Source organism: Streptomyces zhihengii (assembly GCF_016919245.1).
Lineage (GTDB): Bacteria > Actinomycetota > Actinomycetes > Streptomycetales > Streptomycetaceae > Streptomyces > Streptomyces zhihengii.
In genome coordinates, this window is the sequence record NZ_JAFEJA010000001.1 from 3,405,600 (window position 1) to 3,420,844 (window position 15,245).

Genomic DNA, 15,245 nt, shown 5'->3' on the forward strand with positions numbered 1-15,245 from the left:
AAGCTCGGCACGCTCGCCGCCGAAAGACGGCCGAATGCCCGTTTCCTGACAGCGGAGATGCCGACGAAGATTGTCGCCATCGCATACCGCCGGGTACAGTCACGCCACTGCTTCCCCCCGGGGCCCCTCTCCACACGGCTCCGGACGCAGGTCCTGCTGCCGAGGCGAGAGAGAAGTTGGTGAACGACCAGCACGCCCACGCCGGGTACGCCGGCTACGCCACCGGCAGCTTCGATTCGGATCCGCTCTTCGGCACCATGCCGGGCGCCCACGAAGCGGGCCACAGCGGCCAGTACGACGCCTCCGCCTGGGACGCGTCCGCCCCGACCGCCGGCTACGACGCCTACGCGTCGGCCCAACAGCCCTCGTACGACCAGCAGTACGCGCAGTACGACACCACCGGCCAGTGGGACGCGAGCGCCTGGAACCAGGCCGGCGAGACGGGCGGCTACGAGACCGCCGCCGCCACCTTCGCGTACGACACGACGGGGCAGTGGGCATCCCCCTCCGTCGACACCGGCGCCTTCGACGCCACCGCGTGGAACCATGGCACGGGCACCCCGGAGGGTCTCGTACCGCAACAGTTCGCCCCGGAGCAGGAGTTCGCCCCGGCCCCCGGCTACGACACCGGCGCCTACACCGAGTACCAGGAAGCCGAGTACCGGGAAGCCGAGTACCAGCACACCGCGTACTCCGCCGACGCCGGCCACCTCACCGGCACGGACTACGGGCAGACCACCGACTACGCGCAGGCCCAGGACTACGGGCAGCAGACGCACGACCTCCCGCAGCACGACCTCCCGCAGCACGGCGACGAATCCGCCGCCCTGCCGGACCACGACCACACCGGGTACGACGCGGCGCGGTACGAGGACCTCGGCCACGAGTCCGCGTACGACACGGCCGCCTACGACGAGGCCGCCCCCGGCGGGGAGCATCCGGACGACGAGCCGGCCGGCCACGCCCACCCCGCCGACGACGGCGCCGTGGACGACGAGCCCGACCAGCACAGCGCGCTGACCCAGACGATGACGGCGGTGCCGGTCACCCCCCGCCCGGTCCGCCGCGCCGGCGGCAGCCGCGGCAGGCGCCGCACGCCCGCCAAGCGCTCGGCCCTCCTCACCGTCGCCGTGCCCTCCGCCTGCGTGATGGGCGTCGCCGGCATCGCGGCCGCCTCGGTCGGCGACATCGGCGCCGTCGAGAAGAAGGACGACACGGCCAACCTCGCCGCCGCGGACCCGGCCTCCGTGAAGCCGGTCGCCGTCAACAACGAGATGGACACCCAGCTCGCCGCCCTGAGCGCCGACGCCCGCGACTTCGGTGACCGCGCCTCGCGCACCCAGGAGCGCATCGACCTCAAGGAACGCCAGGCGGCGGAGAAGAAGAAGCGCGAGGAGGAGGCGGCCCGCCGCGAGGCGCTGCGACCGAAGTTCTCGCTCCCGGTCAAGCGGACGGGCCTGAGCGCCTACTACGGCCAGTCCGGCGTCAACTGGATGTCGCTGCACAGCGGTATCGACTTCCCCGTGATGCAGGGCACCGAGGTCCTGGCCGCCACCGACGGCACCGTGCGCACCCAGTGGAACGGCGCCTACGGCAACATGGTCATCGTGACCGCCGCCGACGGCACCGAGACCTGGTACTGCCACCTCAGCTCGGCCAAGATCCGCAGCGGCTCGGTCAAGGCGGGCGACGTGATCGCCTACTCGGGCGACACCGGCAACTCCACCGGCCCGCACCTGCACTTCGAGGTGCGCCCCGGTGGCGGCGCGGCGATCGACCCGCTGGCCTGGCTGCGCAGCCACGGCCTCGACCCCACGTAGATCTCGGCGCACCGGCCCCGGCCGGACCTGCGCACACCGGAAAGGGGGCCGCTACGCGGCCCCCTTCTCGCGTCCCCGGGAGGGGGATCGGTCAGAGCTTCTCGACCGGCGCGTACCGCAGCAGCAGCCTCTTCGGCTTCTCGTCGCCGAAGTCGATCGTCGCCTGGGCCTCCGAGCCGGAGCCCGTCACGCCCACGACCGTCCCGAGACCGAACTGGTCATGGGTGACCCGGTCCCCCACCGACAGGGCGATCACGGGCTTGTCGTTGGTGCGCCGGGTCGCGAAGCCGGACGCCCCCGCGCGGGAGCGGGACGACGACAGCGACGAGGTGATCCCGGACGTCGGCCCGGCGGGCGCGGCCATGGGGCCGGTGCGCCGCCAGTCCAGGTGCGCGACCGGGATCTCCTCCAGGAAGCGCGACGGCGGGTTGTACGAGGGCTGCCCCCAGGCGCTGCGCATCGACGAACGCGTCAGGTACAGGCGCTCCCGGGCCCGGGTGATGCCCACGTACGCCAGCCGGCGCTCCTCCTCCAGCTCCTTGGTCTGGCCCAGCGCCCGCATGTGCGGGAAGACGCCGTCCTCCATGCCGGTCAGGAAGACCACCGGGAACTCCAGCCCCTTCGCGGTGTGCAGGGTCATCAGCGTGATGACGCCGGTGCCCTCCGCCTCGTCGTCGGGGATCTGGTCGGAGTCCGCCACCAGCGCGACCTGCTCCAGGAACTCCGCCAGCGTGCCGGCGCCCTCCTCCTCGGAGCGGTCCTGCTCGAACTCCAGCGCCACGGCCGCCAGTTCCTGGAGGTTCTCGATGCGCGTCTCGTCCTGCGGGTCGGTGGACGCCTGGAGTTCGGCGAGGTAGCCCGTCCGCTCCAGGACGGCCTCCAGCACGACGGCGGGACCGGCGCCGGACTCGGCGATGGTCCGCAGCTCCTCCATGAGCACGTTGAACCGCTTGACCGCGTTGGCCGACCGGGCGGCCATGCCGTAGGCCTCGTCGACCCGCTTGAGCGCCTGCGGGAAGGTGATCCGCTCACGCTGCGCCAGGGCGTCGACCATCGCCTCGGCCCGCTCGCCGATGCCGCGCTTGGGCACGTTGAGGATGCGGCGCAGCGGCACGTTGTCCTCGGGGTTGGCGAGCACCCGCAGATAGGCCAGCACGTCGCGGACCTCCTTGCGCTCGTAGAAGCGCACGCCGCCGACGACCTTGTAGGGCAGGCCGACGCGGATGAAGATCTCCTCGAAGACACGGGACTGCGCGTTCGTCCGGTAGAAGACGGCGACGTCCCCGGCGCGGGCGTCGCCCGCGTCCGTGAGCCGGTCGATCTCGTCGGCGACGAACTGCGCCTCGTCGTGCTCGGTGTCCGCGACGTAGCCGGTGATCCGGGCGCCCTCGCCCGCGTTGGTCCACAGGTTCTTCGGGCGGCGGGACTCGTTGCGCTCGATGACGGCGTTGGCGGCGGAGAGGATCGTCTGGGTGGAGCGGTAGTTCTGCTCCAGCAGGATCGTGGTCGCGTCCGGGTAGTCCTCCTCGAACTGGAGGATGTTGCGGATGGTCGCGCCGCGGAAGGCGTAGATCGACTGGTCGGCGTCGCCGACGACGCACAGCTCGGCCGGCCCCAGGTCCTCGTAGCCGGTGCCGACCAGCTCGCGCACGAGCGTGTACTGGGCGTGGTTGGTGTCCTGGTACTCGTCGACCATGACGTGCCGGAAGCGGCGGCGGTAGTGCTCGGCCACGTCGGGGAAGGCCTGGAGCAGGTGGACCGTCGTCATGATGATGTCGTCGAAGTCCAGCGCGTTGGCCTCGCGCAGCCGCGACTGGTACATCCGGTACGCCTCGGCCAGCGTCTTCTCGAAGCCGTCGGCCGCCTGGTCGGCGAAGGTCTCCTCGTCGATCAGCTCGTTCTTCAGGTTGGAGATCTTGGCGCTGAACGACTTCGGCGGGAACTTCTTCGGGTCGAGGTCCAGGTCGCGGCAGACCAGCGCCATCAGGCGCTTGGAGTCGGCGGCGTCGTAGATCGAGAACGACGAGGTGAAGCCGAGCCTCTTCGACTCGCGGCGCAGGATGCGCACACAGGCGCTGTGGAACGTCATGACCCACATGGCGTTCGCCCGGGGGCCGACGAGCTGCTCGACCCGCTCCTTCATCTCCCCGGCGGCCTTGTTGGTGAAGGTGATCGCCAGTATCTGGCCGGGGTGGACGTGCCGGGTGCCCAGCAGATGGGCGATGCGGTGGGTCAGCACCCTGGTCTTGCCGGAGCCCGCGCCGGCGACGATGAGCAGCGGGGAGCCGGTGTGGACGACCGCGGCCGACTGCTGTTCGTTCAGCCCGTCGAGCAGGGCGGCCGGATCCGCCACGGGGCGCGGGTGGCCGTCGCGGTAGTAGCCCTCGCGGGCCGGGGGCACGTCGTAGCCGCCCTGGAAGAGGTCGTCCGGGATCGGCTCCGGTGCGTGCTCCTCGGGCGGCGGGGGCTGCTCCTCCTGGTGGGGCTCCCCCTCGGGGGACTGGAGGCCGGCCAGGAAGCTGTCGTCAAAGAGGCTGCTCATCGCCTACCGAGTCTAGGCGGCCCCACCGACACTCCGGGCCGCATCGGCGGACCCGCCCCCGGAGCAGGGGACGGGACACGGTGTGTGACCGGGCGGATCCGGGACGCCATCGCCGCGTCGCCGGTGAAGAAGGTCACGAAAATGTATCGGACATATCGAACATCAACCTTCACAGCACCCGCACGAGTTGGCTAGCGTGCTCGACCAGACGGCCCGCACCCCTCCCGGCGAACCGCGCCGAACGGGTCGACTGCGCCGAATCCGTGCTGACCGCTGGGCAGTTCGGAACCGGGGACCCACTCAAGCAGCACCGGGGTGAATCGGGCCGTGTCCGCACGGCCCGTAGGGCACCTTCCGTTCGCCCGAACCCGACAGCTAACCCGGTAGGCGGTCCACGGAAGAAGGAGATGCCGGCCTTGGCGTCGCATCGCAGGATCCGCAGTCGCAGCACCAGGACCTCCCCCGCCGTCGGGTTCACGACGGCCGCCCTCGCGGGCGTCACCCTCCTGTCGACGCAGAGCGCCACCGCCTCGCCGAACGACCCCAAGCCCTCCATCGAGGAGGTGCAGAAGAAGGTCGACGACCTCTACCGCCAGGCCGGCAGCGCGACCCAGGAGTACAACAAGGCCAAGGAGTCCACGGCCGAGCAGCGGCGTGAGGTCGACACCCTGCTCGACGAGGCGGCCACCCGCGCCGAGCAGCTCAACGAGTCCCGCCGGGCGCTCGGCACGTTCGCCGCCGCCCAGTACCGCACGGGCGCGGTCACCCCGACCGCCGCGCTGATGTTCGCGGACAGCCCGCAGGCGTACTTCGACCAGTCGCAGCTCATGAACCGCATGACCGACCAGCAGCGGACGGCGGTCAAGGACTACGAGGACGAGCGCGCCGCGGCGGCCGTGCAGCGCGCGGAGGCGGGCAGGAAGCTCCAGGCGCTCACCGAGTCCCAGCAGGCGCTGCGCACGAGCAAGCAGACCGTGCAGACCAAGCTCACCGAGGCCCGCACGCTGCTCGACCGGCTGACGGCCGAGGAGAAGGCCCGGCTCGCCGCCGCCGAGCGCAAGAAGGAGGAGGAGGCCCGGCGGAAGGCGGAGGAGAAGGCCAAGGCGGAGGCCGAGGCCCGCGCTGCGGCGGAGGCCGAGGCGGCCCGCCAGGAGAGGGAGCGGCAGCAGCAGGAGCAGCCGCCGCCTTCCGGCGGTACCGGCGGCACGACCGACGGCAACTACACGGCCAAGGCCGACAAGGTGCTCGCCTTCGCCCGCGCCCAGATCGGCAAGCCCTACGTCTGGGGTGCGACCGGGCCGAGCTCCTACGACTGCTCCGGGCTGACGCAGGCGGCCTGGAAGGCGGCCGGCGTCGACCTGCCGCGCACCACCTGGGACCAGGTGGAGGTCGGCAAGCGGGTGGCGACGGCCGATCTGCTCCCCGGTGACCTCGTCTTCTTCTACGACGACATCAGCCATGTCGGCATCTACATCGGCGACGGCATGATGATCCACGCCCCGAAGCCGGGGGCGAACGTCCGCGAGGAGTCGATCTACTACATGCCGATCTACGGCAGCGTCCGCCCGGTCTGACCCCGGAGCGGACCGGGCGCCCGACGGAAGGGGGCGGCGGCGGCATCACCGGCCGCCGCCGCCCCCTGTGCGCGAGGCGGTTCCCCGGGATCAGGTCCAGAGCGTCGCGATGAAGATGTTGGCGACCGTCAGCCCGCCGACGGCTCCGAAGACGGCCTTGTCGACGCGCTCCTCGTCCCGCTTGACGTAGACCAGGCCGAGGATCACCACCAGCACCGCGAGCTTGATGCCGATCTTGAGGTTGTTCACCGTCTGGTCGTCGGCCTGGTTGAGGCCCACCAGCGCGACGCCGGTGACCAGCATCGTCAGCGCGCCGTGCAGCATCGCGGGGACGAAGCGGGCCGTCCCCGCGCCCATCGCCTTCATCTGGGTGAGGAAGCCACCCAGCAGTGAGGCGATGCCGATGATGTGCAGGGCCACGAAGACATTGATGAGTACGTCCATGCGGCGGAGCCTATGCGGCCCCCGACGGCGGTCCGGCGGCCGGGGCCCTCTTACCGCACGGGCGGGCGGCCCGGCCGCCGTCGGCGGACATCGGTCAGGACAGGGGGCGGACCGATGCCCCCGGCAGACGGCAGAACGTCAGGAAACGGGCAGCTACGAGCACATTCGGGCAGTTGTGTTCCTCATGTCTCGCTCCGGTAACGGCCGGGGCTAGCGTCTCGCACCAGGTGGCCGCTCCCACCGCCGCCGTGCAGCCGGGCGGCACGGCCACCCCCGCCGAAGGTCCGGCGGCATGCCCGCTCCCCCGTGCGGCGTGCCGCCGGGCCGCGGGACCGGCGGACGGACGACGGAAGGAACGGCGCCACCGTGGCAGCGCACCGGAAACCGCACCGCAGCCCCCACCGAAAACCCCAGCGGAATCCGCTCGCCGGACCGGCCGCCCGCACCGCGGCCACCCTGGCCCTCGCGGGAGCGGCCGCCGGCGCGGCGGGCGGCCTCGCCCACGCCGAGCCGCACCTCACCCCCGCGCAGATCAAGGCCCGCGTCGACGCCCTGTACCAGCAGGCCGAGGCGGCCACCGAGAAGTACAACGGCGCGAAGGAGCGCTCGGACACGGCCCGGGAGGCGCTCGACGCGCTCCGCGACCGGGCGGCCCGCAGCACCGAGCAGCTGAGCGCCTCCCGCGCCGCCCTCGGTTCCTTCGCGACGGCCCAGTACCGCGCGGGCGGCATGGACCCGGGGCTGCGGCTCGCGCTGACCTCGTCCCCCGACGCCTACCTGGAGCAGGCCGCGCTGGCCGAGCGGGTCGGCGACCGGCAGGCCCGGGCGGTCGCGGACGTCCGGCGCCGGATCGCCGGCATCGCCGGGCTCCGCGCCGAGGGGGGCAAGCGGGTCGCGGAGCTGGAAGAACGCCGGCGCGAGCTCCTGCGCCACAAGACCACCGTGCGGGACCGGCTCGCCGCGGCCGAGCGCCTGCTGGCCCGGCTCACCGCCGAGCAGCGCGCGGCGTACGAGCGCGGCACGGCCGAACCGGCCCGCGCCGACCGCTCGGGCCGGGACGGGGGCCCCGCCGCCGCGCCGGGCAGCCGCGCGGCGCAGGCCGTCGCCTACGCCTACGGCGCCCTCGGCAAGCCCTACGTCTGGGGCGCCACCGGCCCGGGCTCGTACGACTGCTCCGGGCTGACCCAGGCCGCGTGGAAGGCCGCCGGAGTCTCGCTGCCGCGCACCACCTACACCCAGATCGACGCCGGCCGGCGGGTGCCCCGCTCCCAACTCGCCCCCGGCGACCTGGTGTTCTTCTACTCGGGCGTCACCCATGTCGGCCTCTACATCGGCGACGGACGGATGATCCACGCGCCGCGGCCGGGCGCGCCCGTGCGGATCGCGCCGATCGACGAGATGCCGTTCGCCGGTGCCACCCGCGTCGGCTGAGCGGCCCCGGCGGGGGCGTCCCTCAGACGAGCCGCCGCGCCGTCGCCCAGCGGGTCAGCTCATGGCGGTTGGAGAGCTGCAACTTCCGCAGCACCGCCGAGACATGGGACTCGACCGTCTTCACCGAGATGAAGAGCTGCTTGGCGATCTCCTTGTAGGCGTAGCCGCGGGCGATGAGCCGCAGCACCTCCCGCTCGCGCTGGGTCAGCCGGTCCAGGTCCTCGTCCACCGGCACCGCGTCGGTGGACGCGAAGGCGTCCAGCACGAAGCCGGCCAGCCGCGGCGAGAAGACGGCGTCGCCCTCCTGCACCCGGAAGATCGAGTCCACCAGGTCGGTGCCCGTGATGGTCTTGGTGACATAGCCGCGGGCGCCGCCGCGGATCACGCCGATCACGTCCTCCGCCGCGTCGGACACGGAGAGCGCGAGGAAGCGCACCGGGTGCTGCGCGGCGGCCATCAGCGTGGCGCAGCGGCGCAGCACCTCCACCCCGCCGCCGCCGGGCAGGTGCACGTCCAGCAGCACGACCTCGGGACGGGTGGCGGTGATGACGGTGACGGCCTGGTCCACGTCGGCGGCCTCGCCGACCACCTCGACGCCGGTGGCGGCCGTCTGCCCGATCTCCGCCTGCACCCCCGCGCGGAACATCCGGTGGTCGTCGACGAGCACCACCCGTACCCGCCGCTCGGCGGTCTCTTCAGCAGCCTCGGTCATCCGTCAGCCCTCTCCATCTCGAGCTCCACCTCGGTCCCCCCGCCGGGCACCGCGCGGAGCCGTGCCGTACCGCCGTTGCGCTGCATCCGGCCGATGATCGATTCTCTTACGCCCATCCTGTCACCGGGCACCGCGTCCAGGTCGAATCCCGGCCCCCGGTCCCGGACGGAGACGAACACCGAACGGGGCTCGACCTCGGCGAAGACCTGGACCGCGCCTCCCGAACCACCGTACTTGGCGGCGTTGACCATCGCTTCGCGCGCGGCCTGCATCTGTGCCGTCAGGCGTTCGTCCAGCGGGCAGTCGCCGACGACGACCACCTCGACGGGCACACCGTGCTTGTCCTCGACCTCGGCGGCGGTCCGCTTCACCGCCTCGGCGAGCGAGTCCGGCTCCTCCTCGTCGTCCTTGCCCGTTCCCTCGGGGCGGTAGAGCCAGTTCCGCAGCTCGCGCTCCTGCGCGCGGGCGAGGCGGCGCACCTCGCCGGGGTCCTCGGCGTTGCGCTGGATCAGGGTGAGGGTGTGCAGGACGGAGTCGTGCACATGGGCGGCGACCTCGGCCCGTTCCTGGGCCCGGATGCGCATGGTCCGCTCCTCGGAGAGGTCCTGGGTCATCCGCACCAGCCAGGGGCCGGCGAGCAGGGCCACACCGGCCACGACGGCGATCACGGCGGTCAGGACGGAGCCGAGCTGCGCGGCCGAGCCGCGCACCACCACGAAGACGGTCAGCCCCGTCACCGCGAGACCGACACCGGCGAGGACCCGCACCAGCGGGATCAGACGGCGCGGCCCGGCCCCGGACGCCGGCGGTGTCCAGCTCGCCCGGCGGGCGTTGTCCGCCTGCCGCCAGACCAGTACCACGCCCGCGCCGATCAGCAGGATCGGGACGACGTAGCGGTTGCTGCTGTTGCGCTCCAGGTTGTCGACGAAGATCGCGCCGCCGACGAACAGCGCGCCGAGCGCGAGCAGTTGGCCCTTGTCCGGCTTGCGCAGCCGCCGCCGGCCGTCGGGCGAGACCTCGAAGAGGGTGCGGCCCTGCGCCCCGCGCCCGCCGACGCCGAGCGGGACGACGATCCAGAACACGGCGTACGGCAGGGCGCCCAGCCCGTCCGCCATGAACAGCAGCAGGAACACCAGGCGCACCCAGATGACCGGCAGTCCCAGATGTCCGGCGAGACCGCGCGCGACACCGCCGAGCAGCCGCCCGTCGGCGCTGCGGTACAGCTTGCGGACCGCCGGCTCTTCGGCCTCGGACGGACGGGTGGCGACTGGCATGCCCCGATCGTCACACGGCGGCGGGGGCGCGGACATCAGGGCAGTCCCTTAATCCGACCCTGAGACCGCCCGTCCGGTGCCGGGACCGCGCCGGGTGCCCGGGCGGGGCCGCCCGGAGGCGCCGTCCGGGGGCCCGCGCCGGGGTCCGCCGCCCCGGCCGGCCGCGGCCGCCCGAGGGGCCGGGCCCGCGGCCCCGGGGCGAATATCAGGGAACGGCCAGGGTCGGGGCGGCTGCCCCCCGGGCCGCCGGGCCGTCACCATGGACACATGAGCCAGCCGACCACCGCGCCACCCCTCCCGCCGCAGGAGCCGGACGGGCAGCAGCCGCTGCGCCGCACCCCGCGCTCCAAGATGGTGGCGGGCGTCTGCGGCGGGCTCGGCCGCCACTGCGACGTGGACCCGGTGATCTTCCGCATCGTGGTCGCCGTGCTCTCCGCGACCGGCGGCGTCGGGCTGATCTTCTACGGCTTCGCGTGGCTGCTGGTCCCCGCGGACGACGAGGACGAGAACGAGTTCCGCCGGATGCTGACCGGGCGGGTCGACCGCGCCGCGCTGAGCGCCGTCCTGCTCGCCCTGCTCGGCAGCGGACTGCTGCTCACCACGCTGAGCAACGCGGACATGCTCGCCTTCGCTTCCATGCTGTCGCTGGCCGGCGCCGGGGTCGCCGTGTGGTCGCTGCGCCGCAGGGCCGCCTCGCCGGACGGCGCCCCGCTGGACCCGGTGACCGCCCAGACGGTGGCCGAGGCCCCGCCCGAGACCAAGGCCCCGCCCTCCCCCGACGCCCCCTCGTGGTGGCGCGACCCGATCCTGAAGGACGGCACCACGGGGCCGGTGGCGGCCGGCTACCTGTGGGGCCCCGAGGACGCCGTCGCCTCCGGGCCCGGCGCACGCGACCGGGGCCGCCGCCCGGCGGCGCCCGCGCAGCCCTGGGGACGGCGCGGCATCGGCGGCGCGGTCGTCGCCCTGGCGATCGTCGCGGGGGCGGTGGGCACGGTGGCCAGCTGGGACGGCCGGCCGCTGGGCGCCAGCCTCCAGATCGGCCTGGTCGCCGCCCTGGCCGTGCTCGGCGCCGGTCTCGTGGTGAGCAGCGTCGTCGGCCGCACCGGCTTCGGCACCGTCCTGCTGACCACGGTGACCGCCTGTCTGCTGGCGGGCGCCTCGGCCCTGCCGGAGAACATCAGCACCACCTTCGGCGAACGGACCTGGCGGCCCGCGTCGGCCGCCGCCCTGGCGCCCTCCCACGAGCTGGGCTCGGGCTCCGCCACCCTGGACCTCGGGGCCGTGGAGGTGCCGCCCGGCACCACGGTGTCCACCCGCGCCGAGGTCGGCCTCGGCCTGCTCCGGGTCGTGGTGCCCCGCGACGCCACGGTGGTGCTGGACGCCGAGGTCGGCTTCGGGGACGTCCGGCTGCCCCCGGGGACGGCGGGCGGCGCCGCGGGACCGGACCTGACGGTGCGCGAGACCCTGGCACCGCCCAAGGGCACCGAGCCCGCGGGGAGGCTGGAACTGAAGCTGGACGTGAGCTTCGGACAGGTGGAGGTGGACCGTGTCGCACCATGAGTTCCTGCACGGCTTCCGGCCCGGCCGGCTGATCGCCGGGCTGTCGGTGCTGACCTGCGCGGCGCTGTACGCGGGCGACGCCGCGGGCGCCTGGCACACGCCCTGGTTCACCGCCCTCCCCGTCGTCCTCGGCGGTCTGTGCCTGGCCGGGTTCGCGGGGTCCCTGCACTACGGTGTGCGGCGCCGCCGGGCCCGCAGGAAGGCGTCGGCCGAGAACCGGTCGGCACCGGCCAGCACCAGCGGCAGCCAGGCCATCAGATAGGCCAGGTCGTTGCCGTAGTAGTACGGGTCGCTCTGCCAGCTCACGGTGAGCCACAGGCTCAGCGAGATCAGCGCGCCGCCGAGCGCGGCCACCCGGGCCAGCAGCCCGACGAGGGTGCCGATGCCGACGGCCAGTTCACCGAAGGCGATCGCGTAGCCGAAGCCCTCCGGGCTCTTCAGCGCGAGGTCGACCAGACCGGGCACGGCGGAGCTGTCCCGCACCCCCTCCATCAGCGCGCCGATGGAACCGGGGCCGGACGCCGACATGAACGCGCTGTCGGTCAGCTTGTCGATGCCCGCGTAGACGAAGGTGATGCCGAGGAACAGCCGCAGCGGAAGCAGGGCGTTCGCCGTGGCCCACGCCTTCCAGCCGCGCGGACCGCCGCCGGGGACGCCGTCGTCCGATGCCGTCCGGTACGAGTGTGTCATCGCTGTTCCCGCCTTCAGTCGACCCGTCAACCGACCATACGTACGGGCAGGCGGCGCCGCTCACCAGGGGTGCGCCACGTTCCGTGACACGGACGGTACAGCCGGGGCGGCCGGGGCAGAAGGGGGCGGCGGCACACGGCGACGCCGCCGCTCCGGGAGTCGGAGCGGCGGCGTCGGCGGCACGGGTGCGGGGAGGAGGTCACTCCCACTCGATGGTGCCCGGCGGCTTGCTGGTGACGTCCAGCACGACGCGGTTCACATCGGCCACCTCGTTGGTGATCCGGGTCGAGATGCGGGCCAGCACCTCGTACGGCATCCGCGTCCAGTCCGCGGTCATGGCGTCCTCGGACGAGACCGGGCGCAGCACGATCGGGTGGCCGTAGGTGCGGCCGTCGCCCTGGACGCCGACGCTGCGCACATCGGCGAGCAGCACGACCGGGCACTGCCAGATCTCGCGGTCCAGACCGGCCGCGGTGAGCTCCTCGCGGGCGATGGCGTCGGCCTCCCGCAGCAGGTCCAGGCGCTCGCGGGTGACCTCGCCGACGATCCGGATGCCGAGGCCGGGGCCGGGGAACGGCTGGCGCTGGACGATCTCGTCGGGCAGGCCGAGCTCCTGGCCGACCATCCGGACCTCGTCCTTGAAGAGCTGGCGCAGCGGCTCGACGAGCTCGAACTCCAGGTCCTCGGGCAGACCGCCGACGTTGTGGTGGGACTTGATGTTGGCGGTGCCGGTGCCGCCGCCGGACTCGACGACGTCCGGGTAGAGGGTGCCCTGCACGAGGAAGGCGACCTGCTCGCCGTCGGCGGCGCCCTCGGCGACGATCTCGGCCTGCGCCTGCTCGAAGACCCGGATGAACTCACGGCCGATGATCTTGCGCTTGGTCTCCGGGTCGGAGACGCCGGCGAGCGCGGCCAGGAAGCGCTCCTGCGCGTCGACGACCTTGAGGTTGACGCCGGTGGAGGCGACGAAGTCCTTCTCGACCTGCTCGGTCTCGCCCTTGCGCATCAGACCGTGGTCGACGTACACGCAGGTGAGCTGGGAGCCGATGGCCTTCTGGACGAGCGCGGCGGCCACCGCGGAGTCGACGCCGCCGGACAGGCCGCAGATGGCGCGCTTGGTGCCGACCTGGGCGCGGATGGCCTCGACCTGCTCCTCGATGACGTTCCCGGTGGTCCAGGTCGGCTCGATGCCGGCGCCGCGGTAGAGGAAGTGCTCCAGGACCTGCTGGCCGTGGGTGGAGTGCAGAACCTCGGGGTGGTACTGGACGCCGTAGAGCTTCTTCTCGTCGTTCTCGAACGCGGCGACCGGGACCACGTCGGTGGAGGCGGTGACGGTGAAGCCCTCCGGAGCGGCGGAGCAGGCGTCGCCGTGCGACATCCACACCGGCTGCTCGGCCGGGGTGCCCTCGAAGAGGGTGGAGCCGGGCTTGCTGACGTGCAGCGGGGTCCGGCCGTACTCACGGGCGCCGGTGTTGTCGACGGTGCCGCCGAGGGTGGTCGCCATCAGCTGGAAGCCGTAGCACATGCCGAAGACCGGGACACCGGCCTCGAAGATCGCGCGGTCGAGGCGCGGGGCGCCCTCCGCGTACACCGACGACGGGCCGCCGGACAGGATGATCGCTCGGGGGTTCCTGGCCAGCATCTCCTCCACGGGCATCGTGGACGGGACGATCTCGCTGTAGACCCGGGCCTCGCGGACGCGGCGGGCGATGAGCTGTGCGTACTGGGCGCCGAAGTCGACAACGAGGACGGTGTCCGGGTTGGATGCGGGCGCGGCAGCGGGAGACGCTGATGACACTTGCGGCCTTCCGGCGGTGGGAGTGAGGGTCGGTATCTGTCGATTCTACCGGGGGTCCCGCGCCCTCTTTTCGTCTCACCATCCGAACCCGCTTTGGCCCGCCCCGGGGCCGGGGCCATACTGACCGCATGCACCAGCAGCTGACCCACGTCTTTACCTATGGCACCGGCCCGTCCGGCTGCCATGGTCGTGCTGCCTAGCTTCAGACAGCGACTTCCCAGGCGCCCCGGGCCGACAAGGCCCGGGGCGCTTCGGCTTTCCCGGGTCCTGCCGGTCCGGTGCGCCTCCCCGACACAGAGGAGACCCCCGTGACCGAGGTAACCGACAGGACCGGCGCCCGCACCGACGGAGCGGCCCAGCTGATCACCGGCGCCCGTGAGCGCATCGACGCGCTCGACGACCGGATCATCGGCCTGATCCAGGAACGCATGGCGGTCTCGGCCGTCATCCAGGACGCGCGCATCACCTCCGGCGGACGCCGGGTGAACCTGGCCCGCGAGATGGAGGTCCTCGCCCACTACCGGGACGCCCTCGGCAAGCCGGGCACCTCCCTCGCGATGACGATGCTGGAGCTGTGCCGCGGCCGCATCTGACCGGCCCGGCACCGCGGGCGGCCTCGCCGAGGAGGGCCGGGCGGGACGGGACGGCTCGCCCGGGGACGACCTGGCAGGGCGGGACTGCGGAAGGGACGGCGGGGAGGGCGTACGTCGCGCACCTGCGTTCGGGTGCGCCCTCACCCGTACGGCGCGTGACGTGCCGGGCCCGTCTTCGTTGATCCGGATGTCCGTGCCAGCCAGGGGCGGGCCCCGCAGGAAAACCACGCGTGGCTCCGCTGGAGCGTGTGGCGCACCGGACGGTGCGCCGTGGGACCTCGCACCAGCGCGTGACCGGTCGGCAGGGGACAGCAGCCCGGTCACCCCAAGAGCGGTCGGCCCGGGGACGCCCGGCGCCGACCGCATCGGTCCCTGACCCGAGTCCCCGCTCCCCGCCCCTGCCCCCGAGTCCCGGCGCCGGCGTCCCCGCTCCGCGCGACACCGCACCTGACCAACCGCACCAGACCATCGGCCGCTTCCGCAGCGTTTCCGGTCCGCCCGGAAGACGGCCCGCCCCTCGCGGCGCCACCCCCCGGCGCCGCGCTGCGGCACCGGCGCTGCCCTGACGCCGGTGCCGACGAAGGGCCCCGCGGCCACTGCCCGCGGGGCCCTTCTCCCTGTCCGCTTCGGCCCGCGGCGGCGGCCCGGATCCCCTCCCGCCGGGAAGTGACTCACGTCACACGCCGAATCGTGTTCCGGAGGACAACCATTCCCACTGGCCACAGGTCATGCATGCGTAACAACGGTTTCCTGGACGCCACGCGCGCGGGGCCGTACGCAGGCCACAGGGCCGCTGCACTCGGAGGG

General features: G+C 73.1%; 12 protein-coding genes and 1 riboswitch. Of the genes, 6 read left to right on the forward strand and 6 right to left on the reverse strand.

Going from position 1 to position 15,245, the window contains the following annotated elements:
- The first annotated feature begins 179 nt into the window (after positions 1–179).
- Entirely contained in the window at positions 180–1,820 is a 1,641-nt protein-coding gene (locus JE024_RS14100) for a M23 family metallopeptidase (protein ID WP_205373931.1), read from the forward strand.
- 91 nt (positions 1,821–1,911) lie between these two features.
- Here the strand turns inward: JE024_RS14100 and pcrA are convergent, their stop codons facing one another.
- Positions 1,912–4,362 (reverse strand): DNA helicase PcrA, encoded by a 2,451-nt coding sequence (pcrA, locus tag JE024_RS14105; protein WP_205373932.1) that lies wholly within the window; start codon positions 4,360–4,362, stop codon positions 1,912–1,914.
- Between the two features lie 243 nt (positions 4,363–4,605).
- A riboswitch (cyclic di-AMP (ydaO/yuaA leader) is annotated at positions 4,606–4,767 on the forward strand.
- A gap of 2 nt (positions 4,768–4,769) precedes the next feature.
- Between pcrA and JE024_RS14110 the strand changes: the two genes are divergently transcribed.
- Positions 4,770–5,936: a C40 family peptidase gene (locus JE024_RS14110; protein ID WP_205373933.1), complete on the forward strand. Its 1,167-nt coding sequence runs from the start codon at positions 4,770–4,772 to the stop codon at positions 5,934–5,936.
- A 90-nt stretch (positions 5,937–6,026) separates the two neighbouring features.
- Here JE024_RS14110 and JE024_RS14115 read toward each other — a convergent pair whose 3' ends face one another.
- Complete coding sequence (locus JE024_RS14115) at positions 6,027–6,380, reverse strand: hypothetical protein (RefSeq protein ID WP_205373934.1); 354 nt, start codon at positions 6,378–6,380, stop codon at positions 6,027–6,029.
- Positions 6,381–6,746: 366 nt separating this feature from the next.
- Between JE024_RS14115 and JE024_RS14120 the strand changes: the two genes are divergently transcribed.
- Positions 6,747–7,811 (forward strand): C40 family peptidase, encoded by a 1,065-nt coding sequence (locus JE024_RS14120; RefSeq protein ID WP_205373935.1) that lies wholly within the window; start codon positions 6,747–6,749, stop codon positions 7,809–7,811.
- 22 nt (positions 7,812–7,833) lie between these two features.
- On the opposite strand, the gene JE024_RS14125 is transcribed toward JE024_RS14120, so the two are convergent.
- Both JE024_RS14125 and JE024_RS14130 read right to left on the reverse strand, forming a co-directional pair.
- Complete coding sequence (locus JE024_RS14125) at positions 7,834–8,523, reverse strand: LuxR C-terminal-related transcriptional regulator (RefSeq protein WP_205373936.1); 690 nt, start codon at positions 8,521–8,523, stop codon at positions 7,834–7,836.
- Entirely contained in the window at positions 8,520–9,797 is a 1,278-nt protein-coding gene (locus JE024_RS14130; protein WP_205373937.1) for an ATP-binding protein, read from the reverse strand. Before JE024_RS14130 ends, JE024_RS14125 begins: the two co-directional genes overlap by 4 nt.
- Positions 9,798–10,064: 267 nt before the next feature.
- Here JE024_RS14130 and JE024_RS14135 point away from each other — a divergent pair, with 267 nt between their 5' ends.
- Positions 10,065–11,357, forward strand: a complete 1,293-nt coding sequence (locus tag JE024_RS14135; protein ID WP_205373938.1) for a PspC domain-containing protein — start codon at positions 10,065–10,067, stop codon at positions 11,355–11,357.
- The gene (locus JE024_RS14140) at positions 11,344–11,619 is read left to right on the forward strand and encodes a hypothetical protein (RefSeq protein ID WP_244882846.1); all 276 of its coding nucleotides are present in this window, start codon (positions 11,344–11,346) and stop codon (positions 11,617–11,619) included. Before JE024_RS14135 ends, JE024_RS14140 begins: the two co-directional genes overlap by 14 nt.
- Here JE024_RS14140 and JE024_RS14145 read toward each other — a convergent pair.
- The gene (locus JE024_RS14145) at positions 11,526–12,047 is read right to left on the reverse strand and encodes a DoxX family protein (RefSeq protein ID WP_205373939.1); all 522 of its coding nucleotides are present in this window, start codon (positions 12,045–12,047) and stop codon (positions 11,526–11,528) included. The two genes, JE024_RS14140 and JE024_RS14145, sit on opposite strands and share 94 nt — an antisense overlap.
- 199 nt (positions 12,048–12,246) lie before the next feature.
- The gene (gene guaA / locus JE024_RS14150) at positions 12,247–13,845 is read right to left on the reverse strand and encodes a glutamine-hydrolyzing GMP synthase (protein ID WP_205373940.1); all 1,599 of its coding nucleotides are present in this window, start codon (positions 13,843–13,845) and stop codon (positions 12,247–12,249) included.
- Positions 13,846–14,153: 308 nt separating this feature from the next.
- Between guaA and JE024_RS14155 the strand changes: the two genes are divergently transcribed.
- Positions 14,154–14,438 carry a chorismate mutase gene (locus JE024_RS14155; RefSeq protein ID WP_205373941.1) on the forward strand — a complete coding sequence of 95 codons (285 nt, stop codon included), beginning with the start codon at positions 14,154–14,156 and terminating at the stop codon, positions 14,436–14,438.
- Positions 14,439–15,245: the final 807 nt, after the last annotated feature.

Coding starts and splice junctions, on each gene's coding strand:
- JE024_RS14125 (WP_205373936.1), bottom strand. CDS start 8,523: ATGACCGAGGCTGCTGAAGAGACCGCCGAGCGGCGGGTACGGGTGGTG.
- JE024_RS14145 (WP_205373939.1), bottom strand. CDS start 12,047: ATGACACACTCGTACCGGACGGCATCGGACGACGGCGTCCCCGGCGGC.
- JE024_RS14135 (WP_205373938.1), top strand. CDS start 10,065: ATGAGCCAGCCGACCACCGCGCCACCCCTCCCGCCGCAGGAGCCGGAC.
- JE024_RS14110 (WP_205373933.1), top strand. CDS start 4,770: ATGCCGGCCTTGGCGTCGCATCGCAGGATCCGCAGTCGCAGCACCAGG.
- JE024_RS14130 (WP_205373937.1), bottom strand. CDS start 9,797: ATGCCAGTCGCCACCCGTCCGTCCGAGGCCGAAGAGCCGGCGGTCCGC.
- JE024_RS14115 (WP_205373934.1), bottom strand. CDS start 6,380: ATGGACGTACTCATCAATGTCTTCGTGGCCCTGCACATCATCGGCATC.
- pcrA (WP_205373932.1), bottom strand. CDS start 4,362: ATGAGCAGCCTCTTTGACGACAGCTTCCTGGCCGGCCTCCAGTCCCCC.